The organism is Brevibacillus sp. JB24b (assembly GCF_051713385.1).
Lineage (GTDB): Bacteria > Bacillota > Bacilli > Brevibacillales > Brevibacillaceae > Brevibacillus_B > Brevibacillus_B laterosporus.
In genome coordinates this window covers 2381537-2406968 of sequence record NZ_JBNVQV010000001.1, presented here as the reverse complement: position 1 = coordinate 2406968, position 25432 = coordinate 2381537, and the positions used below count along the sequence as shown (strand labels likewise).

At 38.3% G+C, this 25432-nt stretch carries 24 protein-coding genes; all 24 read right to left on the bottom strand.

The window, feature by feature from the left end; translation table 11 throughout:
- Positions 1-62: 62 nt before the first annotated feature.
- The 24 genes from ACQV1I_RS11735 to ACQV1I_RS11620 all read right to left on the bottom strand — a co-directional run bounded on the left by ACQV1I_RS11735 (position 63) and on the right by ACQV1I_RS11620 (position 25412).
- Positions 63-1046, bottom strand: a complete 984-nt coding sequence (locus ACQV1I_RS11735; protein WP_116334531.1) for a helix-turn-helix transcriptional regulator — start codon at positions 1044-1046, stop codon at positions 63-65.
- A gap of 233 nt (positions 1047-1279) precedes the next feature.
- The gene (locus tag ACQV1I_RS11730) at positions 1280-2332 is read right to left on the bottom strand and encodes a sigma-70 family RNA polymerase sigma factor (protein WP_116334532.1); all 1053 of its coding nucleotides are present in this window, start codon (positions 2330-2332) and stop codon (positions 1280-1282) included.
- A 359-nt stretch (positions 2333-2691) separates the two neighbouring features.
- Positions 2692-3189 carry a lytic transglycosylase domain-containing protein gene (locus ACQV1I_RS11725; protein ID WP_236645838.1) on the bottom strand — a complete coding sequence of 166 codons (498 nt, stop codon included), beginning with the start codon at positions 3187-3189 and terminating at the stop codon, positions 2692-2694.
- Complete coding sequence (locus tag ACQV1I_RS11720; protein ID WP_161555097.1) at positions 3170-3331, bottom strand: hypothetical protein; 162 nt, start codon at positions 3329-3331, stop codon at positions 3170-3172. Before ACQV1I_RS11720 ends, ACQV1I_RS11725 begins: the two co-directional genes overlap by 20 nt.
- 81 nt (positions 3332-3412) lie before the next feature.
- A complete protein-coding gene (locus tag ACQV1I_RS11715; RefSeq protein ID WP_018671030.1) occupies positions 3413-3658 on the bottom strand; it encodes a hypothetical protein in 246 nt (81 codons plus the stop codon).
- Complete coding sequence (locus ACQV1I_RS11710; protein WP_116334533.1) at positions 3655-3942, bottom strand: hypothetical protein; 288 nt, start codon at positions 3940-3942, stop codon at positions 3655-3657. The genes ACQV1I_RS11715 and ACQV1I_RS11710 overlap by 4 nt, the downstream gene beginning before the upstream one ends.
- Positions 3943-3981: 39 nt before the next feature.
- Positions 3982-4320 (bottom strand): hypothetical protein, encoded by a 339-nt coding sequence (locus ACQV1I_RS11705; protein ID WP_104148515.1) that lies wholly within the window; start codon positions 4318-4320, stop codon positions 3982-3984.
- 110 nt (positions 4321-4430) lie between these two features.
- On the bottom strand, positions 4431-4760 hold the full coding sequence (locus tag ACQV1I_RS11700) for a hypothetical protein (RefSeq protein WP_116334534.1): 330 nt from the start codon (positions 4758-4760) through the stop codon (positions 4431-4433).
- A complete protein-coding gene (locus tag ACQV1I_RS11695) occupies positions 4760-5065 on the bottom strand; it encodes a hypothetical protein (protein WP_116334535.1) in 306 nt (101 codons plus the stop codon). Before ACQV1I_RS11695 ends, ACQV1I_RS11700 begins: the two co-directional genes overlap by 1 nt.
- Position 5066: 1 nt before the next feature.
- A complete protein-coding gene (locus ACQV1I_RS11690) occupies positions 5067-5300 on the bottom strand; it encodes a hypothetical protein (RefSeq protein WP_104032796.1) in 234 nt (77 codons plus the stop codon).
- Between the two features lie 31 nt (positions 5301-5331).
- Positions 5332-5550, bottom strand: a complete 219-nt coding sequence (locus ACQV1I_RS11685) for a hypothetical protein (protein WP_094701643.1) — start codon at positions 5548-5550, stop codon at positions 5332-5334.
- Positions 5551-5555: 5 nt separating this feature from the next.
- Entirely contained in the window at positions 5556-6683 is a 1128-nt protein-coding gene (locus ACQV1I_RS11680) for a hypothetical protein (RefSeq protein WP_116334536.1), read from the bottom strand.
- A 374-nt stretch (positions 6684-7057) separates the two neighbouring features.
- Positions 7058-7591 (bottom strand): sigma-70 family RNA polymerase sigma factor, encoded by a 534-nt coding sequence (locus tag ACQV1I_RS11675; protein ID WP_116334537.1) that lies wholly within the window; start codon positions 7589-7591, stop codon positions 7058-7060.
- A gap of 717 nt (positions 7592-8308) precedes the next feature.
- Entirely contained in the window at positions 8309-8608 is a 300-nt protein-coding gene (locus ACQV1I_RS11670) for a hypothetical protein (RefSeq protein WP_094701646.1), read from the bottom strand.
- Positions 8605-9252 (bottom strand): N-acetylmuramoyl-L-alanine amidase, encoded by a 648-nt coding sequence (locus tag ACQV1I_RS11665; protein WP_116334538.1) that lies wholly within the window; start codon positions 9250-9252, stop codon positions 8605-8607. The genes ACQV1I_RS11670 and ACQV1I_RS11665 overlap by 4 nt, the downstream gene beginning before the upstream one ends.
- 112 nt (positions 9253-9364) lie before the next feature.
- Positions 9365-9676, bottom strand: a complete 312-nt coding sequence (locus ACQV1I_RS11660) for a hypothetical protein (RefSeq protein ID WP_094701648.1) — start codon at positions 9674-9676, stop codon at positions 9365-9367.
- Between the two features lie 221 nt (positions 9677-9897).
- Positions 9898-13698, bottom strand: coding sequence for a DNRLRE domain-containing protein (locus ACQV1I_RS11655; RefSeq protein ID WP_116334539.1), 3801 nt, complete (start codon positions 13696-13698; stop codon positions 9898-9900).
- Between the two features lie 37 nt (positions 13699-13735).
- Positions 13736-16726 carry a filamentous hemagglutinin gene (locus ACQV1I_RS11650; protein WP_116334540.1) on the bottom strand — a complete coding sequence of 997 codons (2991 nt, stop codon included), beginning with the start codon at positions 16724-16726 and terminating at the stop codon, positions 13736-13738.
- Positions 16711-17328, bottom strand: a complete 618-nt coding sequence (locus ACQV1I_RS11645) for a hypothetical protein (RefSeq protein WP_094701651.1) — start codon at positions 17326-17328, stop codon at positions 16711-16713. Before ACQV1I_RS11645 ends, ACQV1I_RS11650 begins: the two co-directional genes overlap by 16 nt.
- A gap of 42 nt (positions 17329-17370) precedes the next feature.
- Complete coding sequence (locus tag ACQV1I_RS11640) at positions 17371-17862, bottom strand: hypothetical protein (protein ID WP_003337268.1); 492 nt, start codon at positions 17860-17862, stop codon at positions 17371-17373.
- A gap of 250 nt (positions 17863-18112) precedes the next feature.
- Entirely contained in the window at positions 18113-19345 is a 1233-nt protein-coding gene (locus tag ACQV1I_RS11635) for a hypothetical protein (RefSeq protein WP_094701652.1), read from the bottom strand.
- A 74-nt stretch (positions 19346-19419) separates the two neighbouring features.
- The gene (locus tag ACQV1I_RS11630; RefSeq protein ID WP_116334541.1) at positions 19420-20253 is read right to left on the bottom strand and encodes a hypothetical protein; all 834 of its coding nucleotides are present in this window, start codon (positions 20251-20253) and stop codon (positions 19420-19422) included.
- A gap of 15 nt (positions 20254-20268) precedes the next feature.
- Positions 20269-21387 carry a cell adhesion protein gene (locus ACQV1I_RS11625; protein WP_116334542.1) on the bottom strand — a complete coding sequence of 373 codons (1119 nt, stop codon included), beginning with the start codon at positions 21385-21387 and terminating at the stop codon, positions 20269-20271.
- Positions 21363-25412 carry a hypothetical protein gene (locus ACQV1I_RS11620; protein ID WP_438769232.1) on the bottom strand — a complete coding sequence of 1350 codons (4050 nt, stop codon included), beginning with the start codon at positions 25410-25412 and terminating at the stop codon, positions 21363-21365. Before ACQV1I_RS11620 ends, ACQV1I_RS11625 begins: the two co-directional genes overlap by 25 nt.
- Positions 25413-25432 lie beyond the last annotated feature (20 nt).

Here is a 25432-nt window from a genome sequence, read left to right as displayed (position 1 = left end):
TTATGAGACCAGTACTACGGCTGACCTCCTATCCTCTACTACGACAACAAATCCTAATTTCACTATCGTAAAGAGGAAGTGGAACGGCGGACAAACTCACTAGGATTAACCCCATACCTTTCCCGAAAAGCTTCTGCAAAATAGCTAGGATTCGAGTAACCGACTGTGCACGATACTTCGTTTACATTCATTTTGCCACCTTGTAGCAATAAAAGGGCTGTTTCCATTCGTTTATTCCGTAAGTATCCAAACACCGTAGTCCCGTACATTTCTTTAAAGCCGTTTTTTAGCTTGTAGTCATTTAGACCAATCATACGAGACAATTCGATTAATGTTGGCGGCTCTGCCATACACTCAAGCATGATAGCACGTGCCTGACGAATTTTTTCCATATCATCCTTGGTCAGCTGTGTCGATTCTGAATTCCCATCTAATAAAAAGTTTCGGAAGGTTGCTGATAGAATTTCCATAATAGTACATTCTATCTCGAATTTTTTCGTCCTTGGTGAGTCTACTAGCTTTATCAATCGATGTAAGATAATAGAAGAAAGAGGATCGATTGTTTGTTGAAAAGCTCGGAAGGATCGTTTTCCCAGGATATCAGAAAAATGAATCGATCTTGTACCATCTGCCTCTTCCATAAAATGATGGAAGCTAGAAACGGGAATACCAATACCAAGCATATAAAAGGGCTGCTTTCCCATAAACTCAAAACGAGTTTGCTCCTGTTTCATGAATTGTAATGTACATGTTCCCGAAACAATTTCCTGACGAACCCCCTGAAGACTAACTTCTCTTGCTCCTTTAAAGCAATAACTCAGCTCAACCATTTCTTCTCTAGGGGCAAAGCTCATCGCATGCTTGTCATGGAAGGTGTAATCGGAAATGACGACCTCCATATCCGGACGAGGGACAAAACGACGGATGGAGCCCTCTCCCATCGAAGAACGTAGCGTCATCTGTTCTGTACGATCTACATTCTGTCGAGCCAGCCCAAGCCCGTCAAAGAAAAGATTAAAGTTCTGGTGAAAGCCAGCGTTGCTCATTTGTCCATCACTCCGGTTGTGTTTCTCTACCTCATTTACTTCTCCATAGGTTTAAAAACCAATTATGATAATAATTCTCATTTATATTGTAACGAATTTTTGTTCATTTGACTATCTCTCTTTCTCTATTGCTAATACGTCTCCCAAGTGTCACGTCTATGTCAGCAGGTATCGTGCGCATCGTAAGCTTTCTTCCTCAATAATCAGATTAATTCCATCGTATATTCTCCGTTTTACCTTGCGTTTTGTTTTAGCTGAACTGGCTTTTTACTTCTAACTGAATCAGTCTTTTTGCTCAGTTTCCCTACTTCATCCGGCTGATCCTTCCACTTTTTGCTTACCTTTTGACGGATGTAGTATAAAATCCGATTAGAGTATGCTTGCTTGTCAAATCCATATCCCTCAAGGAGTTCTGATATTTCACTAACACACATCAGCTTGTTGCGTGATCTGCTCTCTTCTTCTATCAACTTGATTTCTCGATCATATTTAGAAGTTACATTATTTTGCAAGCCTGATTTATTTGATTGAAAATTCAGAACTTTATTTCTAATACGCATTATCGCTCTGTTAATCGTCATGGGATATACCTGTAGACGTTCAGCAATTTGAGTATTATTTATACCTTCCATGATAAGCTTCATAATCGTCTTCTCAAAATCGTTACATATTGAACTACCTAGTAAATGTTCTACATATACTTTATCCACCACATGCTCCTCAATATTATGGCAGTTATGATCTATTACCTCGAAGTTCTCATAAGCATGATAATGTTCAATTTCATCACTAAATCGGGCAATCTCCTTATATCTTTCCAATGGGATAGCAAGAAGCTTTGCCATTTCTTCTTCGCCGGGTCGATATCCTAGCTTTTCCTCAATGGCTATCATACGTTTAATTTGTTCAACTGCCCCCCTACTTAATCTTACAAATCGTGAATCGTTGTAAAGCAGTTGATTGATCTCCCAAATAATCGGTCTGACCACAAAGGTTGTAAACTTGATTCCTCGATGAAAATCGAATTCCTGTAGAGCACTAATAACACCAATATAAGCATGCTGTAACAATTCTTCTTCTGTTACTCTAAACTTAAAACACAATTCTTCAATGTTGCCTTTATAATGTTTGATAATCGAGAAAAGAAACTCCTTGTTTTCTTCCAAAAACTCTCCCAACAACTCTTTATCTTCTTTACATGCACGAATAAGGTCTGTATTATGCATGTCTTTTATGTTTTCTTTCCGTAAATGGAGATATCGTTGACTTAACAATCTTTCTTTCACTCCTAGTCATCTCTTTCGTTCCGTCTCCCTATAATAGTCGAGCTATCCTGTCTAAAAGATGCAGATACGCGTGGGATTGTTTTGTTTCATGAGATCACTATTTTTCCATGCAGAAGCTTTAGAAGAAAACCCTCGAAATGATTTGATGTAGCTACTACACATATTCATGACATCTCTATCCTTTTATCATAAAAAATACACCCCTTACCAATACCTTGGATATTGCCCACTCAAGGGTAATCCCAATGTCTACTGGAAGGAGTGCCTGTGATTCATTTATTTAAGCTCGTCAAACAATTCTAAAATTCCTTAGTAGGATGTCCTATTTTTCATAGTTGACCATACTTTTTTAACTTTCATCAGGTAAGTTGTTTTAAATGTACCACGTGCGAATTGCCCTCTCCTTGGTTATAAGCAACGATCCCTAAATCTGGTCCGAACCTGCTTTGTGTGTAAGCCAAATATTTGCATCCAACATGAATATTCACTTCTGGATCTGTAAGCTCTCCTTTTATACCCATATACCGCTGTGTAGAAGGTAAGATTTGCATAAGGCCTGTATCACCGTGTTTGCCAATCCGATTAGGCTGATAATAACTTTCCACCTCTATCATAGCTACTATTAGGGTAGGATCTACGTTGTACTTATCAGAAAAAGTAAGAATATAGTTTGATATTTTTGTTGCCTCTGTGATTGAAATATTTTTGGAGGTCATATGCTGTATGATCGTCGCGTGAACTTGTTTGTGCTGAGCAAAAATTGATGCTGTTAGGGCTATCGAAGCCGCATTCCTTTGACTTGCTGGCATACTGTCCAAATGTGAAATCAGATTTGAATTAGATAGATTTGTTATCATCAGCAACATCACCATGATGGGTTTCATTCCAATTATCATGCAACCATCCTTTATCTGAAATTATCATACTATAGTTGTCGATCCAACCTCCTGGATCGTTGCGAATGATAGGTGCCATCACATGCGTTCTTACAAATATCAATTCTATCTATCCTCCCTCTTAAGACGGTACTTATCAGTTCTACACATCAAAGCAAAAAAGACGGGGGTACTTCCTCCCGTCTTAAAAGGTTACACATTCTCGCATACAAGCAGCTATTTGTTTTTGTATTTCATCAAGGTCTACTTCCTTCATGGATACATCTGCATTGTAGAGCTCCATGTAACTCTCTTTTAACCTTAGATGTTCATAAGTAACTAAGCAATTGGCTGTACTACAACCAATATTTTCGATATCTAATCCCATATCCGTAAGAGACTTATTTGTTTGATGTAACGCTTCATATAGATCCTTACATTTTATTTTCATGGCGTATAGTCCCTGCTCCTCTCTGTATAGGGCCCTTTGTTGCTATACGATGATTCCATACATTCTCGCAAGCATTTTTTATGTTTTATCAGCATGCCTTCCAAATCGAGAGAGGACGAAATTTCTTGTTCCATCATATATTCTACAATCTCTTCAAATTGCTCTTTATGTCTACGAAGCACTTCTACAGAGGCAGATGAAGTATGTCTCATTGCTCTGTTGATTTGATGAATAACGTTTTGAATCTCATCAATCTTCTCGATAAGTATACCTAAAGTGTACACTTCTTCCCTCCCATCTGGCGTCCCCATTTCCTTTGTAATTTATTCTCTATTGTCAAAAAAGCCCCAGAAAAACGGATCGTGCTTCATTAAGAATTCATTTTGATCTTTTTTTCTACTTTCCTTATCAGTTTGATTTTTATGATAAGTAGCTAACTCAGTCTGTAGCATTTTGATTTGTTGGTATAAGACTTGTAATTCCTTACAAAGCTGTTCATTGTTAACTGTCAAAACTTTGTTTTTTTTCAATAGTTGCTTGGTTTCTTCTCGCATGGTTGCATACCCACTCAGAATTTTCACAAGTAAATGAAGATCAATGGTTGCTTTCGTATCAACAATCTCTTGATCTGAGATAATGGTATGCGCATCAAGGTTTATCATCTTCTCACTCCAAAACGAATAGGTTCGTGTATTTTATTCTATTTATTATTCAGGCTCCAATTACCGGACAGGATAGAGTGATGAATGGATAACTAACTTATTTCATCGATCTACTCCCTATCATTCTTATATACGTAATCAGTAAAATCTTTCAAATGTATTTCTACTCTGTTCAAATTACAGGAGGAATCAAGTGCAATAGCTTTCTCTAACATTTTTAACTTTTCCAACATTTCTTTTTTGATTGGAGGTTCGATCTTTTCCTCTCCCTGCTGGTATCTCTCCCACCACTTGCGAAAAGTCTCTAACGTAAAAGTTTGATTGATGTAGTTCCCGCAAGAACGACACCAAGCAATCAATGATTTATCGCATTCTAATTCTTCCAATACAAAGGATGCCTCTTCCTTGCAATGTGGACATTTATTTAAATAACCTATCATTACAACACAACCCGCTTCCTTTTATCTTGCTTTTTAACATGTGATAGCTGATGGAACTGCTTGAAATTATCACTGGATCGTTGCGTAAAAGGGGATTGTTTCTGCGCAAATCTTCTTGCTCTTGTAATCGTTTCTGGGATCGTCGCTTTTCCGATATAATCTTGCATAAAAGATTCCATGTTACTAAAATCTAGTTTGTCGATAAGCCGCCAATAGTAAGAGAGTAGTAATTTATCATTGGTACGTGTTTCCGGATAAAGAATCAACAGTTTTCTAACGTTTCTTACAACGGTCTCTTTTTTCATATTACCCTTTTCCATCCTTAGTCTTTTGTTCAGTTACATAGGAAAATTGATTGTCAAAATCCTCTGCTGCAATATGCATTTGTATATCCGCTACTTTTACTATTACATAGTCTCGAAGACCACTGCTTCCTTTCAGAGTACCTTCGATGATACCTACTGTACCGGTTTTAATCATTCGATCCATAAACTCCAGATCCTTACATACTTTGATCTTTTGTCCTGACTTTTTTTTCATTTGATCTACCCCCTATCTGTTGTTCATTACGTTACTCTCTAACCTCTCCCGAAAAATAAAGAAAATAGTCTATTGTTTCATGTAAAGGCTCATAAACTATTCCGTTGTCACCTTCAAATGGAGTTGTGTGAATAACCCTTAATTCTTGTATTTGTTTGGGAATGCCATTAGGAAAGGCCATACAACTCATTTTTGACCTGCTGTCACGATTTAAATATTTACAAAAAACACAAGGTATCGTAAAATCCATTGCTATCACCCCTTCCAGTTATTACATTCATACCCACCGTATTGCTGGTACCATTCCTGTATCTTGGGATCGATGGGGATATCCGTCACTTTCGCTGTAAATGTCTCCGGAATTAATTCGATTGGATACCAACTGGTCGCATAGCTACATAGATGAGTAGCAATATATGTAGCTTCTGAGTAGGACAAGATCGTTTTAGGCCCATAATTGTCAGGATCAAGCGCTGAAAATCGGTAGAATTGATCAGCCCCTACATTATGAAAATGCAACCAATGACCTATTTCATGGATAATGGTTCGCAATTTATGTGGAGACGATTTTTGGCCCGCTTGATATTCTGCTAGTGCAATCTTATCTGCATTGGCAAAATCGTATTTTTTGTTCACAACAACCTCTCCCGTTGGAGGATTAAAGTATCCGTTTGCTCCTTTTGCATCCTTGATATTTATGGTGAGTTTATGTTTTGTAATCATTGTTTTGAAACCACAACAATGATTCAAAAGATGAACAAGTCCTTCCGTTACATAGTTAGCTGCGTGGACATTACGTTGAAAATTAGCATCAATATTTATGCTATTACACCAATTCTCAGCTTCCGTAGCTGTTGCATAAGGCTTCCATACAATTGGATTTTTACACGTATCATCGTCATCCGGAATTGGTACGGGAACTGGATCAGGAGGTAGCGGATCGGGATAATTTCCATTATCAATCGTTCCAGTCAAAATTGGTTCGACTTCTGGATCACTAAGAAGATGGAACATGACCTCTATTTGCTTCCTGTCACCATCCTCGGTAGAGAACTCTAGTTTACAAATAGTCCCTGCTTTGATAGGGTGGGCAACCTGGAAATAGAGCCCCTCCTCAAAATTTTTACAATAAATATTTTTTGCAATCAATTTGTTATCAATGAGAAGATTCCAATGATCTGAGGGAGTAATAATATCAGATCTTATGGAAATAGCATAAAATTCTACATCATGTGATAAGTGAAAAGTATCGGTAATGACTCTTTTAGTACCCGAGCTTCTTATACCTTTTACATAAATATCTCGTCCAATAAAATGAGCTCTTGTTTTAGTTGGGTAATAAGGGGGATCCAATCTCCCACCTACTACATATCTAGCTAACATTCAATTAACTCTCCTTCATGCTTTTTCTTTGTGTAATAGTGTGTAAGATAAACCAATCCGGTCGCTTATAAATGTGATTAGGGTCAGAACATCAATAATCTCTGTAATAGATCACATATCCATTGTCCGATCCTATTCAATATTCATGCTAAAAGTAGTCGGTCTATGTCTTTGAAAAGGTGCAATAAGTCCAAATATTTGATGTGCTTTTGATATATGTGTTTAATAGTACTTCATGTTTTTTGCTTTTTTGCAAAATATTGTCGTTTTATGTCTTTAAAAAGTTGCGAAAATTCTTCTAGTTGGATTGCAGATTTATGAGCATGATGATATATTTATTATGAAATGGATTTCGGCTCCTCTTTTTATCAGAATTACACCAAACATACGTGCTTAAGTTTGTTCATTGCTCGTGAAGCATGGGACTTATTTAAACCTAGTTGATTGGAAATTTGCGTAGGTTTCATATCTATTCCGTCTTCGGTAAACAGCATATAGCTAATAATTTTCTGTTCCTGATTTGTAAAAAGGTGTTTATGAAACAGATAATCATTGCGTACATCGGCCAATCCATAGCCAACTTCATAATCTACGCCATAGAAATGATCAGTAGTTGATCCTTTTTCATCGTCGGCCCCATCACAAAAATGAACCATTGTACTTTTCTGTATAATCATCCGTCTTTTTTTCCGATAATAATCCATGACAGTTCTTCTAATTACCGTATGAGAAAAAGTAAACAGATCCTTTTTAATGGCTCCTCTGTTCATTGCAGTTAATATTCGGACAATAGAATCATGCTTTACATCCTCTCTGTCTGCTATGTGGACCCCCGACAACACAAAATCAAATATTGGATTTAAGATTCCAATATCCAGGATTTCTGTAGTACCTTTGGCTTTTTCCATATAATAAATCCTCCTAACGACTACAAATATTATGAGAGATAATCAACTTTGATAATTGTTTACTAGAGAAACTTATATTTGTGCATATAGGTAGTAGAAGAATAGGGAAATCTATTAACGATAGATTGTATGTTACGTGTTGTCATTAATGGGTAGTTGATACCAAAGGATTTCACTTCTATATATAAGTAACTGCTGACATGATCTAACTAACCTTAGTAATTTTTTCTTAGGAAGTATATGTAAAAGTTAGAAAATCCCTTAATTCTCTATATTTATATCTAGTTGTCAATTCTTCATTTTTATTTCCCCTTGCTATTTTTGTGTTTGATATAAATCCTCCTGGCATACTTTCAAATCAGAAAATCGTATAGTCAGGACTTACCGACTAATGTATTTCAGGACTAAAAACAGATAATATGTTTAAGACCTAAGGTATCAACTATATTTTTACATCTAAAGTAATAGTCCTTCAGTAGCAAATACTATAGTAGTCGATGCAACCTTTTGAAAAGTTGCACGATATTTCCACTTATAAATTCTTAGAAACAGGAATGTGTGTTCCTAATCTAATTCTTAAAATCATCTCTTTACATACATAAAAAGAGCCATTAGCGAATCATTCGCCATTAGCTCTTTTCCTTTTTCTATCGATCATAGTTTTGGGAAAGTAACATGATACTTTCCTAATATACATCGCAAATATTCCGTTAGTATTTATTGACGTCCTTTTGATAACATCCCTAAATTCTTGACAAAGCTATGCACATAATTAGCGCCTCGACTCACGATTAGTCCAGCTGAAACGATAGAGACATGCTTCCACATTTGTTGCATGCCAAATAGATTCATTCCAAAAGCATAGCAGAGGATAATCCCTATTAAGATGGAAATAAAATAAGTCATTTGATCTTTCATCCACTTTGAAAACATTCCTTTAATAATTTCTGTAAGTGATTCTGTTAAAAAGGCTAATAGGATGAGCAGTTGAGCTTTTTCTAATATAAAATCTGTCATTTGGTTTCACCCGTTAGATTACGCTGTAATACCATCGTCGTAATAAAGCTAAGCTCACTCTGTTTTGATGTTCTAGATTTTGCTTTTTCTGCCCAAGTATTATCCGTTAAAGAACCGTTACGAGTAAGATCGACCAAGGCTTGGGTCAGCATATCGAATTGCCACTCATTTAGTTTCAAGTCCTCTTCATTCCCCTCTGCTGGTTTTGTATCTATCGAAGATATTATGCTGGATTTTGGTGTACATAGCTTATATTCTTTGATAACATCCCGAATGAATTGGTTCCATGTGATGTTCATCCTCTTAAAGGCGTTTTCTGTGAGGTCTAATTTACGATTGGTATCACCATTAAACCATTGATTATCCTGGGGAATTTCGTAGAGAACATGCCATGCTTTGTCTGGCTTGCCTGTAGTAGCAGGAATACATTCCCAGACTCCTGTGTCATCGATAAAAGTGTGGGCTGAAGCACTCATGCTGTCACAGGTATTTTGATAATAACGAATATTGGAAAGAGCTGTTGATCCAGGGTTTCCTGTGTCGTGAGCCACGTTAAAACCGATTCGCTTCATAGGAATTCCTGAACGTCTTTTGGTTCTTGGAGTTACATATTTTGTTTGAATGGGATATTTCATTACAAACATGAATGATGCTCACCTACTTTTTCATTTGATATGCATAGCCTGCTGCGTTAATCTAAAAAGAGTTCCGATTTTAATACGGTTTTATGCATAATGAATAAGTATACAGTTCTACTCATTGGTCCCCATCTAAACGCAGCATTAAAGATTCTACTTTTGTATTAAGTGATCTGTTTTCCGTCAGAAGTTTGAAGTTTTCTTGCCGTAATACTTCAATCTCTTGTTTTAATGCCTTGATTTCTTCTTTGTAGATTCTCAATTCCTCTCGTAATTCTGCTCGAAATGTCTGTTCAGCTTGAGACAATAACTGACGATCTGAAATACTTACTTCTTTTTGATTGTTATTTCGGCCGGATATATAACCGATAATACCTGTACTAAGGGATACTGCTCCCCCAATAATGGCGATCATTACATTCGCATCCACGCTTATTTCACCTTCTTTTTTGTCTGTAAAATTACGTAATGTTTAAGGTCGTGATCCTCGTATAAGCTAGAGAAGTCGTATCGTCTTCAATACTTTAAACTGGGCTTACATGAAACGATTTTTGGACTGTATCAAGCATCACATCTGTTGTCAACAATCTTTAATATAAGTAAAAAGAGTAAAAAATTAACCTCTGCCACGGAGGACAGAGGTTACTATTCTTACATAATAAAGACATATCCATATTCAGCCACAACATCAATATGACTTTCAATGTCACTACACACCTTGATGATGCATGAGCATGAGAGATCAGTATGAATGTTCTTCCTAACGTTAATACTTCCGTTCAGTAATGATTTTTCCCATATTTCCATAAATGACGGAAAATCGACGGTATTTTGTACCCGAATAGCAATCCTTCCTAAAAGATTACTATGCTCTTTTAGAAGTAGTAAGGAAAGCAATTCAGAAAAATCTTCTCGTCTAACGGCTGTATGACTTGGAAGATTGACATTTGACCTTACTCTAATGGAAAGCATTGAATGTAAATCATTGCCATCTGTTACTTGAACAATCAAATTACTGTCTAATGAAGTAGAATCCGATAATCGAACGGCAAAGAAACACCACAAAAAGGCATAGCGCATCTTGCGGGCACTGATTTGGGCTTCTAAATCGTCTTTACCTAAGGCGTTTACAACCAGATGGCCAGAACGTTCCGATCGGTCTTGTAATTGAACGGCTAATTTAGTAGAAAGATCGTGATGTGTACTAGTGCGAATATGAATACTTGACCCTAAATATCCTGATCGAACCTGATTTGTAGTCTCCAAATCTGACACAGCTTTTACCCTAATGGTGATATAGGAAGGTACATCCTTCCCTTTATTATAGGGGATAGCTAAGTGCCCCGATATATATCCGGAAAGAACAAAAATATTCGAAGGAACATCCAATCTAGGATAAATATATAGATTTGATAAAAGATTGTTTCTTGATTTCAACACTAGTCTTGCTTGTAACTGCACGACTTCAGCTATCCGTACATGAAGAGACGCTGCAAGATGGGACGCATACACCACATTCAAGCTACCATGCATGTGGTTTTTATTGACTAACAGCATACTTGATATGCTGTCATGGAATTTTACAAATCCATTTGCTGGTACATCAACTTGATTTCCTACCATAACTGATAAAAATCCTGGGGTGTCAAAGCCAGTATAGACCGATAGGCAAGCATGTAAATCGCTTCTATTTACAGTCATATAGGAAGAGAAATCTATTTCCGAAGATCGCCGTACAATCACTTCTCCATCTATTACATCCCGATTAATGCACAGAGTAGAGTTGATTTCAGGATATGGAAAGCCCTCACGTCTTACTGCTAGCTGAGAGTCTATATCTTTTCTATTTAAGATATAGATGTGAGAAGGTCTATCTGGCGCACTTACAAATAGACTGCATTCTATCCAGAAAGAATCTTTTGTAAAAACCTTCATATGGCCTTCGCGATCATGGTGAGTTGACTGTCTTACAGATATACTACTTTTCAATTGGTCTCTACTTACGGTCATCTCTGAAAAAAGATCCCGAGGACTGACTAGGAATAAGCGAGCTGACAAATCCTTATAATCCTGGAATTGTCTAATCCGTAAAGATGATTTTACATCTAATGACTTGCTTTGTCTGACTATTAGTTCAGACCAGCAGCTATCTCTACCTAGACTATATATTCGCGTGTCATAATACGTTATTTCTAAGATAGGTCTATGTGATTTTTGTTCTCTGGTAAAGAAAGTAAGCGCCGAATTTTCAAACTCGTTGAAAGCTTTAACGATAAATCCAAAATTGTCTTTACTTTTCTCATGCCAATTTTTAATTGAGTCTGTTACATCGAAAGAAATATATCTGGAATTCCCCTCGATACTCTCTATCACATTAATCCCATCATACGACGATGTAGGTGAATCAAACCCAAACGGATAAGGCTGATTTTTCCAGGTGATACCATATTCGGTCCAATCTGTGACTGGTTCAATCATTTGGACCTGCTTAGTTGGTATATTTCTACCGTCAACGTATAGCTTTACGACCGCTTTCTTAATAGTAACATTACTAGTTGGGATGGAAGCAGATGCTAAATCAAACCCTATATACGAACGGAATGTATCCTTCAGTGTAGAATCGTGTCCGATATACATTTGTTGTTCAATACCATAGTTCAATCTTGGAACGGCTTCTCGAACAAAAGCATCCTTATTCGCATACAAGATCGCAGTAAATTCAGGTGGTGACAAAATTTCATACTTACTTCTCATATGACTGTACGGAGAAATACGTAGTAGCGCTGGAAGATTGCTACTCACCTTAATGGATATATCAGCTGGAATATCAGAAGCATAGTTTGCAATGATTCTGTATTTTGCTATTGCCTTTGCATACGGAGCAATGCCAAGAGACGAAGGCACATCATTTGTTTCTTTAATAGACATGTTAGAGGCAAGATCGGAGTAATCGCCTCTTTTCATTCCATACTTGGCCTTTAGGAATCCACGCGTAGCTATCTTCAATCGACTGTTCAGATCGGCGTTGCTAGTTATGTTTAGAGAAGAAACTAAATCACTACCTTCAACCGGTACAATGTCATACCTACCGATAAGCTGAGTCTTTGTATTAATTCCCATTCTAGAAGATAGCTGGGAAGTAGCTGTGACGTGTAGCTGCGAAATGAGATTATCTACTGATGTCTCGATAATCTTGTATCGAGCCACAAGTTTTTGTCTGGACGTAACACCTAGTTTTCCTGCAAGATTCGAGGTGTTTATAACTGAGAGAGAGGACAAGAGTTCGTTACTAGTTATACCTTTCACTGCATATCGGCCCGTTATCTGTCCCTTTAGCAAAATGGAAAGGTGAGAAACTAATGTATCTCTTTGAATTATCTGAATGGAACTGTGTACATTATATCTAAACAGCTCTGTAATTTGATATTTACCCGAAAGAATAGCCTCAGATCGAACAGAAAGTACAGCTTCTAGGTGATTCGTATGGTTGATACATACAGAAGATGGGATATCGCAAGTAGTCTGTCGCTGAATATCGTATACCCCATGCATGATTGTATGTGGATTAACGTAAAGACTACCTGCTAGTCCAACTGTTCTGTTAATCTTGATGTTGGATGGTATATCCTGCACATCAGATGGAATAATTCGGTAATTCCCTTTCACAATGCCACTGGTACCTATTTTCAATGAACAATGAACATCCTGGCGGTTTGGGACTAGGATATGTGAGGGTATCTGGGTCTCTTTTTTATATAACAGATACCCAGCCAAGTAGTTCTGAGCTACTTCATCCATAGACAACGCCCTGTTATAAATTCGGACTACGGGGATTGTTCCTCGAAACCATTTTGACATCTCTTTATGATGACGCCCTATAATCAAGTCGGCTAAAGGGTCTGTAAACGTTCCAGATGTTGCCTTTATCCTTCCTTGTGGGGCTCCATTAAGATAAGCACTCAAGAATCCCGTATGTTCGTCAAAAGAGCCAACCACGTGATACCATTCGCTTTTGGATTGGTATCCAAGATTAAACATGGTCTGGTATTCAGGAGTTGTTACGTGTAATTCCAATTCACCCAGTTCGTTAAATAAGAGAGCAATTCCTTGTGTACCCTCAATGTGTCCCCCTGAAGACAGAACAATACTTCCGCCAATAAAATAGAACCAGGCTTCGAATGTAATACTTGCGGTAGGCTTCAGTTGAGAAGCACTACCGCAAGTGACATAGTTGCCATATCCATCAAAATAAAGGGTATACGGATGAAAGCCCGTATTGTTCCCTACCCATCCACTTTGAGAATTATATTGAAACCCGTGTAAGGTACCGTGATTGTTGTTACCACTAAGATCATGCCATTTGGTGGTAGGTGTGGCATTATTACCTCTTGTCAGACCATTTTCAGCAAGAGAAGCGTGAAGGGAAAGGACCAATCCTTTTTTAATAAACATGTAATATCACGCCCTGTTCCATTGTATTGGAAGCTCGTTATGCTGGACTAGCCTTGGCCTTAAGATCAAAGGTACCACCCTGCTTCACCGTAATATCTGAACCAACTCTGACATAAAATTTAGATGCTGCACCCGGTGCATAGGTACCGCTAAACTCTAATTCTGAAATTCCAATAAATGGTGTTTCGCTTATACTGAGTTTGACATCCATCCCTGCTTCGACCGTTGCTTTATCGACCCACACCTGCATTCGATTGACAGGAAACTCTGCATTATTCTGTAACCATACTGCCTTTGGCAAAGAGGTCTGGCTTGCGATCAGGGTTCCAAAATCCAGATAGCGTAATACCCCGCCTGCATTGTCTGTATAATATTTTCCAAATTCATTACGGAAACCTAAAATTGGCGGATCAATGGGAAGTAGATTTCGCAAAGCTGGATAGCCGTCATTGTATTTTGTATCTAGAATCCAGGTAGCAGTCAAATCCCAAGTAAGATAGAGAGATGGGTGTTTAAGTTCTGCAGTATATTTTGGAATGCCACCGTATCCACCGCTGGTTGTTTTGTAGGTTTGGCGGTCAAAATAGCATTCGGTTAGGGTTTTACTGCCACCACTATAATGATTATACGTAAAGCCTGAACCTGATCCATAGATAGTACCTATTGCATTACATCTTTTAAAAATTCCTGATGTAATATAACCAACAAATCCTCCAACAGTACTACCAATTACATTACATGAAGTAAAGCAGTCTTCAATGATAGAAGTACCAGAGTTCATATGTCCAATAAATCCTGCAACATTAGTAGACCCCTCTATCCTTCCTCTAGAATAACTTCTTATCACGCTGATTCGACTGTCTGTAATAGTCCCTATGAATCCACCGATATTATCGACTCCAATCATATTGGCATTTGCAGAGCAATCTTCAATAATTGTATTTGAGGAAGCTTGACCAATAAGGGAACCTGCATTACTGCCTTTACTAGTTATTCGACATGATGAAAACGTATCAACATGACAATTTTTAATCAGCGAATTAATACTATATCCTATTAATGAACCAGTAGAAGCGGCCCCCGTAACATTACAGTCTATAATGTCTAGATTCTGGATAGTTGCTCCTGTTATTTGACCAAATAATCCGACAAAGCTATTTCCTGGTAGATTGATAAACAAATTCGCAATGCATCGTCCACCACCATCGAAGTTCCCTTGAAAGTGATTATCTTGACCAACTAAAGAAAAACCTACAGGATAAAAGCCACTATTGGTTTGATGATCAACCATTTTAATATCATCTTCTAATTTAAATCTACTATGTCGAAACCATCGCATCTGATTGAGTTCATATTCTGTGGTAATAATATATGGTTCTGCCTGTGTCCCTTTTCCAGTTTTGTATCGAATAAATTGTCGATGCTCAGGATACCCTTGATTTACATCTTTCTTTACATCCCAATACAGATCAAAATCCCAAGAATACATATCCTTATTCATCAAATCTGAGGTTGCTTTTCCAATGCCTGCTCCACTTGTAGGTGCACTTGAGGTTTCCAAGTCCCAAAAACAGTTGGTAGCATAAGTTTTATCTCCATAAGAGCCTGTTACTCCTCCAATATTAGTTCTGTCCTTGGCAACAGTAATATCTTCGACCTTTCCTGTGGAGTAACAATTATCCATATAAACGCCCTTATTATCCCAATATACATTTCCTACTAATCCACCAGCAATATTTCCACCTGTTTTAACGTTACATTTATAGTTATAACAAAATCTTATTTCTGTAGTCCAATCACTTTGGCCAGAATAAGCATAGGCATCACCAATCAGCCCCCCAACCTTGCCACCCTGACCTTCTACTGATCCTCCAATAACATTGCAATTAAATATTTTACATCCAACGATATATCCTATGAGGGTACCTGTTATTTGTTTTTCATTTGTAATATTAGGATCAATAAGACGCAAATTCCGAATGATTGCTGAGCGACCAGTACCAAACAGGCCTACGTGAGCCCTGTTCTGGTTCATAAAGAGACCCTTGATGAAATGACCTCGACCATCATAGTTTCCAGTGAAGGGTGCATTGGAAGCCCCTATCGGTTCAAACCCTTCCCCAGATTGAAAGCTCCCCATCACAATATCCTGATCCTGCACATACCAGGCCCCTAGATTTTTCCTTACATTATTCAAATCCTGTTCATTTGAAACAATGTAAGGGTCAGCTTGCGTTCCACCGCCCCCAGAAAAGTGATTCACATAAAGATATGTTTTTCCATTTTTCTTTTCAAAGTATGGTCTCACACCATTTCTCTCTTCTTTGCTTTGAAGAAACGTAATCTCATTTTTCCCATCATGATCAGCATCACTTACAACAAATACCTTGTCATAATCATCATAGGGTAGCACGATAATTCCCTTGGTATCCTTGGCACCATCCACCCAAACAAATTCACGTGAGAATGGAATCTCTTCATGCTGTTCAATCGCGTCAGAAATAGATGGTAGGTTATCTTTTCCCTTTATATCTATCTCTGACAAATCAGTAGTCTCTAAAATGACCTTTGCTTCCAGATGTCTAGTTCCAAACATACTAGCAAAGGCTTGATACTCTTCGTAGATGCTTTGTTCTTCTTTTGTTCGCTCGTTTGCTGCCTTGGCTAAAAGCATATCGACTAAATAAATGTCCTGGACAGATACCCATCCATGTGGAGTAAGTACCTCCACAGGTATAGGGGAAGCCTCTAAGGTCGTTTGTCCTTTGCCTTCATGGACATGTGATGAAAAAAATCTGACCTGCAAGGACTCCGGTTTTGCTCTCCTCTCTTCTGACACTGAAAGTAGATTTTGAGACGAAGTATCCTTTACTTTTCCCTTAGACAAACTTCTCTTTTTAGAAGCAACCTGCTTCTGAGAGGAATTATTCGTCTCTTCTTGAACAACGGGATTTTGTCCACGATTCATAGCATTCTTTATAAATTGGCGGATTTCTCTTGCCAACTGTTCATTTATAACACTTGCCAATTCAGCTCACCTCCTACATTTGGTCGTAATGGAGAATGAAACTCGTTAGCTATAAGTCCATTCACCCTAATTTGCAATTTTCCGTCTAATTTTTTATTACTAACTAACCAGAAGTTCATATAAAAGGGAGACTGAAATGGAATGCAGCAAATCGCCTTAAAATGGATTGTCACATCATCTGCTATAAAAGTAGATTTGTATCCAAAATTATATTGAGTAATTGTACTACTAAGATTGCCTCCACTACTAAGAGCCATAGGACTAAAGTTGGCCAAGCCCCTTGCTTCTGCATCTTTGTACGAAATAATATCTGTGTAGGTATTCTGAATGTTTCCGGTTAGATAAAAATCTTTGTCAGGTGTTGCATAGGTAACTTCAATTAATCTACCTGCTAGATTAAACGTTCCATCCTTTTCAAAAAAAAGCTTCTGCCCATGACCAACTAGCCCGAAGCGTATTAACTTGCTTCTTTGAATCTCATAGAAGCTATTCTCTTGTTTCGTAGTATAATCAAACTCAGCTAGGTGAGTACCATCTACGTACTCACCTAACCATATGAAATCCTGTGTGACAGGCGAATAGCCGTTACAACGAGAAAACACGGTAAAAGTCCCCCTCCATTGTATTGGATGTAAGCATCCTCACTAAATATAGCGATAAGCTACCCGGGTCAAGAAATTGACGTTACCTGCTGTAGCAAGAGGAGGCACATTCGCACGTAGAGTAACCTCTACAAAATTTCCCTTCGAATTCACAGTGGAGCCATCATTTTGGACACCTAGTATCTCTTGATTATTTGGTGAATAGGTTCCTGTTGGGTTGGTTGTATTACCACCTGGCTGAATAGCTTTCGTTACAGGTCCACCAATTTTGGAGAAATTACTTTCTTTCATACTATCGACACGAACCTCAATCCATGTGCCGATAACCAAATCTCCTGTGTCGCCCCCTGCACTATCTTTCGTTGTAATGGTACAATCCGTCATGGTCGAGACGTCTGCAGTACCCCCACGGTTATTCCAGATTAATACCCCGAGAGCCGGTGAAATTGAACCGGCATCAATTGTGCCAATCTCCCATTTTGTTAATTGGGTTACATTATCAGTCTTATACCACGATACTGCTGGTGCTGGCATGTGAAAACCTCCTTGAAAGTGCTTTAAAACACACTTGTTATACTTTCAATATAAGATAGCCACACGAAACCTTAACACAAACGAAGAAACAAAAAACAAGCGATTGCCAAGGTCACAATTGATGATTTAGTAATAACGAATACATAATAGAATCAGTACCACCTCTCTTTGATCTAACAAAAAAGAGACCCTCTAGAGAGAGAGTCTTTTCATTACAGTGATGTTTCTCTATATAGCGAAACGAATGCGCCTATACGGATTTTTTGTACCTGATATAAAGTAGATCAGGAATTCCGTCAGTTACTTTTAAAACATCTGGAGCAAAATCAATACCAATAATTCTATTAGAAGCATCTCTTTTACATTCAAAGTTGATCGTGGGCACTTGAATTTGGCCATTAATAGCTACTAAAACTGATTTGTCTTTTGCCATACCTTTTGTGAGAGAATAGCTTGTTTCGCCACCCTTTGCCTCGTAAAACTCTTCTTCCTCTTCTGTTTCAAGCAGAAGGATGCGATCATCTAGCTCTTTCGTACGAATATCTGTCTTATTTTCAATCTCAACAAGACGTTCTTTCAGACTAGTAAAGTTAGCTTTTGGAAACAAACCATTTTTCGATGCCACATCACGAATGTGGGCATCTACAACCTCTTTATCAGAACCATGCTCTACGGTTTTTATACGTTTAGCAAGGTCAGTAAGCACTGTCTGAACAGTAAGGCCTGTATAGTTTGGATCGCTAACAACTCCTACAAGAGAGGCACCAGTGGTTGCAGCAAAATCATCGCGAATAGCCTTATCAGCATTTTGACGCATGCTTTCCTCGTCAGCGATTTGTTGGACAATGGATGTAGCTAGATTGGCATTACCATCGTTATCAAGCGTACCACCCTTACCATAGATGTCCTTCATAAGCTGTACAAGGTTCATGTATGCTCTAGCATCTGTGGCACCCTCTACAAAGCCTGCACCGCCTTTAACAATGGCATCCACTGGTATAACAGATAGATTCGTACGAATAACAAAGCGATAATCAATATTTTCTGCTTTTTTATCAAACGTATATAACTGCTCTGCTCCATTTTCCATACTAAAGAATGTAAGAGTAAATACTCCTCCTGCTTCTTCCAGTCGACCATAGACTACATCAGAATCAGCATCCCCGATAGGTGTATCGCTCCCAGTCAGTCGAAGTTGAACCTTTTCAGTTAGTACAACTCCTTCTACATCCACGCCCGTCGAGATACTACGAGCACCAACGTCAGCCGTAACGTCAATCTGAGAAACTCCTTTTACTTCTTTATTGTTTGCTTGTACAAACACATCAATCTTTGTGTCTTCTAGAATTTCCCGGTGATTGTGAAATTGAATATCTAAATATGTTTCACTAATTTTGTTAGCAGAATCAAAATGATTATTTCGCATAATCTTATTATGAAACTGCTCACCGCGTAATCTAGCAATACCTCTTGTTCCAGCCATTATTATCACCTCTTTTAAAATATTCACAATCATTATAGGTATAAAGGACTAGATATTCTCCGAAGATGGTAAAATTAGATTATAACCTTTATTTCAATTGTTACGCCTTCAATACCTTCGCCTAACTCCTTAACATGAATGCGAAAATGATCATCTTTTAAGATTGTATCTTCTGCTAATTTATAGCTGGGATTAGCTGTATTTGAGGATTTTTCATTTTTGTCTATGACAAGCTTATCCTGGAAAATATTTTTCCAGGATGGGGTGCTATCATAATTAGCTTGCGAGCATTTTTCGATTTGAAATACGGTTTTTCCGATGCCTGATTTAGCGCAAGAAGCGTATACTTCCTGAATCTTCCCATCGAAAGGGAAACGTATCTCAAGCTTTGCTACCCCTAAAAATACACGATTTAAAACGAACACCATCGTTTTTACATGAGCTCTTTCCTGTATATGATCAAGTCTGTCGTCTATAGAAAAGAAAGGCAAGTCGCTTGTTTTATATCTTCTTGCTGAAATGACTTCTTCTTCCAGTCTTTTAAATCTAAGATCATCGATACCACTCCCACTTCCTTGGCGATATTCAGGTTTCCAGGTACGTATAAATATCTCATCGCCAAGCACCAGTGGTACAGCTTGTCCCATCAATGGATGGAATTCTGGATAAACACCTAAATCGAGACGAATTATATATTCATTTATTTCTTCATAGCCACCATCTGCAAGTAAGTGTTGACCATTGAAATATACATCTAACATTTTCGTACCCATTTGATAAGGATGTGTTAAATGAATAAATAAACCTCGATTGAGATCCAGATAAGCCTGGTCTACAATGATCTCTTGTTCCTTCCAATATAGATATTCGTTTCCATATCGACGTAGAGTCATTTTAGTTCCTGCCATCCCCAAACACCCTCCTTACAAATGATTAATATCCAGAATGAAGTGCAATGGTTTTAATCCAATGCGTTCACTTTTTTTCTCTACCTTCATCCAAAACTTCCTACTAGTGAGTGGAGCTAAGTCTCCCATATCAAGGGTTTGAGAATAATTGTTCGTCGGCATATTTGGTCCGTCATCATGACAAATATCAGCCCACTCATATCCAAATTCCTCTAGGTATTTTAAAATACGCATGGAAATACTTGTTGCTGTTTTATTGGAAGACGGATTGTGCAGCTCCATCTGAACGATAATTGTTTTTTCGTACATGGTGCCCAGATAGGTTTCTCCTGTAGAGCTTAGTTCAACGCCTTTCCAAAGTACCCGCAGGTCTGTCCCGTATAAAAAGACATCACCACCATACATTTCAAAAGGTCCCAGACTGGACAAGAGTGTACCTGTGGAATCATAGATTCGAATCATGCCGTGGTAGGACAAGGTCGGGAGCTCTAATTCAACTCCTGTCCAATTTTCTTCTAAGGTCGAAGAAGCAACGGTATAGCCATCCGTATCACACAAAAATACAGAAAATCCTGGTGGTAGATTTCCAATTGTGATTTTGCTATCCTTACATACGATTAGCCGATCAATATTTAGATTCATATAGCCTGATGATGAGGGATTCTTGACAACAACCCCCATCTTCTCAGCCACTATATCATCTGTATCAAATAACTCCCAGCCATATCCTCGGTTAGCAAAAAAAGTCCATTTATTCCCTTTTTTATAGGCTCGCCATCTACTGTATTCCTTTACTGTCGTATCTCTGCTCTCAAGAAACTCTAGTCGATGATACCCATCTTGCCAAATGAGAATACCACCTTCATCACCAAGCTCCGTTGGGACATAATCAGCTGTTACCTCAAACATTAGGGTATGTTCATCATCTGGTACATTGAACAACACCGATGTTTCCAGATCTGTATGGGTCATAACCAGCTGATTCTTACTACGATCAAGTGAGCAGGCGTTGCTTGGAGATAAGTTGTAACGAGAGTGAATACTCCCGTTATCAAACTTATCATCAAAAATCAAACCACTCCATTTCTTGTAAATTCCCATAAATTCCCCTACCTTGTTTTCTTCCAGTTCCATATGCTCCAAGAAGCAAGCTTACCAAGAATCATCCAAATTTTACGTTTTGTTGAAGAAGGGATGGTTTCATTGGTAGCTCTAGATCCGTGTTCTAGAACTGTATTAATCTTTTTATTAGGTCTTCTTGCTTTTTCAGGCTGAATCAGATCTGTTTTTATTACATTTTTCATACGCTTACCCTTTAAAGCATGAGACAAGAGTATTGGATAAACACGTTTACGTCTGTTTGACTGTTCTACTATTTGAAGATGAGTTACAATTCGTTTCTTCTTCCTTACACCATCTGTATTGATGTGAACTTGGCTGTCCTGAGTCATTGTAATGGAATTGGCCTTCGTATCTTGATTAATAGTGGTTTGAATGGATCCACCGTCATCTGTTGCATGTACTTGATCTTGTAAAACTCCCAACTTGTTCCTTCCATCCATATATGACATTTCAAACTTTTGAGTAACACTTACAGAAATGGTATCCGCCCCAGAGCTCTCGGCGTTTTCCACATGTGCATCATAGATGGTTTCTCCTACTTGTTGCATCGTCATTTCCTCTATTACAGTGGACAAACCTTTATCATAGGAAGCAAACTCCATGTTCTGGAGGTTCGCGTTGTCACGTTTATTGATTTCTCCTGATTCCTGACTATTTGAAATGGCATCCATAGTAAGCTGTTGTCTATCGCCACTATTCCATTCCACGAAGATAGAATCATAGGAGCATTGTTGTACAAATGCTGTATCATTTACAGAAGTAAAGGTATCCAGGATTTTTTCTTTATAGGTGCCCAATTCTATGTCACCCGTGTTAGCATCATAATTAACTTCATATGAGCCTGATTCTGGTTTATCTACAGCTATATGATTGTAATCTATTACATAGTCGGCTGCTTCTGGGCGTTGCTCTACTGCTTCGTAGCTCGTTACATAGTCGGCTGTTTCTGGCTGTTGCTCTACTGCTTCGTAGTTCGTTACATAGTCGGCTGTTTCTGGCTGTTGCTCTACTGCTTCGTAGCTCGTTACATAGTCGGCTGTTTCTGGCTGTTGCTCTACTGCTTCGTAGCTCGTTACATAGTCGGCTGTTTCTGGCTGTTGCTCTACTGCTTCGTAGTTCGTTACATAGTCGGCTGTTTCTGGCTGTTGCTCTACTGCTTCGTAGCTCGTTACATAGTCGGCTGTTTCTGGCTGTTGCTCTACTGCTTCGTAGCTCGTTACATAGTCGGCTGTTTCTGGCTGTTGCTCTACTGCTTCGTAGTTCGTTACATAGTCGGCTGTTTCTGGCTGTTGCTCTACTGCTTCGTAGCTCGTTACATAGTCGGCTGTTTCTGGCTGTTGCTCTACTGCTTCGTGGTTCGTTACATAGTCGGCTGTTTCTGGCTGTTGCTCTACTGCTTCGTAGCTCGTTACATAGTCGGCTGTTTCTGGGCGTTGCTCTACTGCTTCGTAGTTCATTCCATAGTCCGCTATTTCTGGGCGTTGCTCTACTGTTTCATAATTGATTACATAATCTGCTGTTTCTGTCGAATCTACTTCACTCGAATCCTCTTCCATCGAAGAAGTGCTTTCTGTTAGGAAAATAAGCAATCCATTATTGGTATACTCTCGTTTGGATTGTTTTGTATAATCAAGAATACTATCTACATGGGAAGCCATTGTCCCTAGCTCCTTGTTCTCAAGCGTAGCAATAGGCAAATCTGTTCCCTTGCGGACCTTTTCGCTTTCTTCTACTACAGCATGTACGCTTCCACTTGAATGCGCGGTATACTGAGGCTCATATTCACTTTCTTGATCCATCCATTTGTCTATCCATCGTATGGTTTCTTGCTGCGTATCTTCAGTAAAACCAACAAAGCTTACATCAATTTTCTGTGTATCTGCATTAGCAAAATCATTTTTAAAGACAGATACTCCATTATGAGATATCGCATCACTACGAGAATGAATACCACTACCACATGTTTCTTCGAGCATGAAAGCTTCTGCTTCCTTCTTCTTATTTCCAATATCTAATTTCAATGAATTTCCTACATCTACATCATTTATAACTTTTACCTTTGTACTGTTTATCGGATTTTCAGAAGCTATGTCTTTTCTTACTTCTGCTATCAGTAGTTGATGATGATCTATTTCACGAGTAAACCCACTATTCGACAAAATCAGCTCTTCCATGTCACCCAAACAATTTTGGTTTTTCGTTACAAAGACAGTATGATCTACATCTAAAAAGATAGGGTTTTCTACTGAACCTTGGATTATGTTTCCTGGTGAATCTGAGTATTGCGCTCGTGCAGACTGACCAGATATAAATATAGAGTTATTTACTAGGTGCTTAAAGTTGCTATGCGCTGTAGATACAAAACAGTTAACAGAAGCCTGTTTTCCACTAGTACTTACAAACGCATCTATTTTTTTATCTTCAAAGCCATCCGCTTTAATCTGGTTTTGTCCAAGCTCTTCACTCTCTATCTGGACATCGCTGGTATAAGTATCCAGACCTTGTACAAATTTTTGTATTTTTGAATCTGAGGAATGACTGCTATTACCCTCCAGTAAATGCTGTATTACTGTTTGAGAGATAGAGTGAATATCTACATCTGTAGTAGTTTGCATCACTGTATGCTTAATCACGTTTTCCATGCCTGCTTCGATCATCTTACATGCTTTGTCACCATACATAATTTCTAATAAGCGGCTCATTCTACTAATTTCGGGAGTTTGGACGAACAGGCTCTTTAATCCCTCTACAGCAACGGAGGTTTGATGATCAATATCCCAATCAGTTCCCAAATTTGAGATAGAGAATTTTTCTATCGTTACCCCACTATCTCGTTTTAAATAGCTTTGTATTGAACCAGAAACATTTCCAGGCACATATTCAGAAGCTAGTCCATTGATTAAATTCTGAGGTTCTTTTGTATCTGCTTGCATCGATAAAGAGTCACTGTCAGAAAAAGGAACGATAGAATATACATCATGGGTATCTTTTTTTATAGGATTACGTAAGGTTTCAATCACAATTTGTTCTTTATAATCAAAAACGGGCTTAGCTGCTTTCTTATCCGTACAATCCGCTAGATAAGAGGCTTGTCTAGCCGTATCAGTTACATCATGTAATGCATCTACATCATAGATGGACTCCCTATATCCAAGCGCATTCTGTTCCCATTCCGTGTCAAATATATCACCCTTAATACGAAGAGCAGCTTTACTGGCTTGATTTTCTACGTCGTAATCAATCTTGTTGAACAGACATGTATCCTGTAGCTCTCCCACCTCTTCAGAAAGAGTATTTTGTGACGAGAGCACTTCTTTACCCTCATAGGTTATCTTCTTCATTTTACTTTTCGTCAGTTGATCAGGTTGAGAAGTATCTAGCCTCTTGCTTGTGGATGCAAGCTCCTGATTTTCCAACAATGCTTTATAAGTATTCAAGATTTTATCTGCAAAAGAATTAGTAGCTGTATGAGTATCTTGTTCATACCCTACAGCACTAATAGTAAGCTGATTCTTGACCTCCAGACTTGTTAATCCATAGGTAAAAGTTGACTGATAAACAGGAACGAATGTCTCTGCTAAGACCGTTTGTTCGCTTTTAGCGTGTAAAGTAGAATCAGCTTTTGTACTTCTGTCGATCTGTTTCTGGACATTTAAAAATGGTGTTACTTCTTGCAAACAATGATTGTTACTGTCCATCACTGCATGTTCCCCGTTACTGTATCTATAGATGTCCGTAAGATAGGATACGACATTACCAAAGACTGACTCTACTTCTACTCCCTCCACTTCTGTCACGTTAGAAGCCAACTTCATGTTTTTTCCAAGCAGACCGGTAGCGGAATAAGAGACTTTATTTGCTGTCTTGTAGGTATCCAATTTAAGGCTTCTATAAGTACTGTAAACAGGGGCTGTTAAATGGTATTTAGTATTTCTAATCCCATCAAAAACTGTGTCTATACCAAACGCCAGTTCATAGCCCTTTTTAGAAAAAAGGGCGGTGAAACTGATTAGGTAAGATTTTTTACCATTCAGCACACCGCCAACCTCCCCGCCTT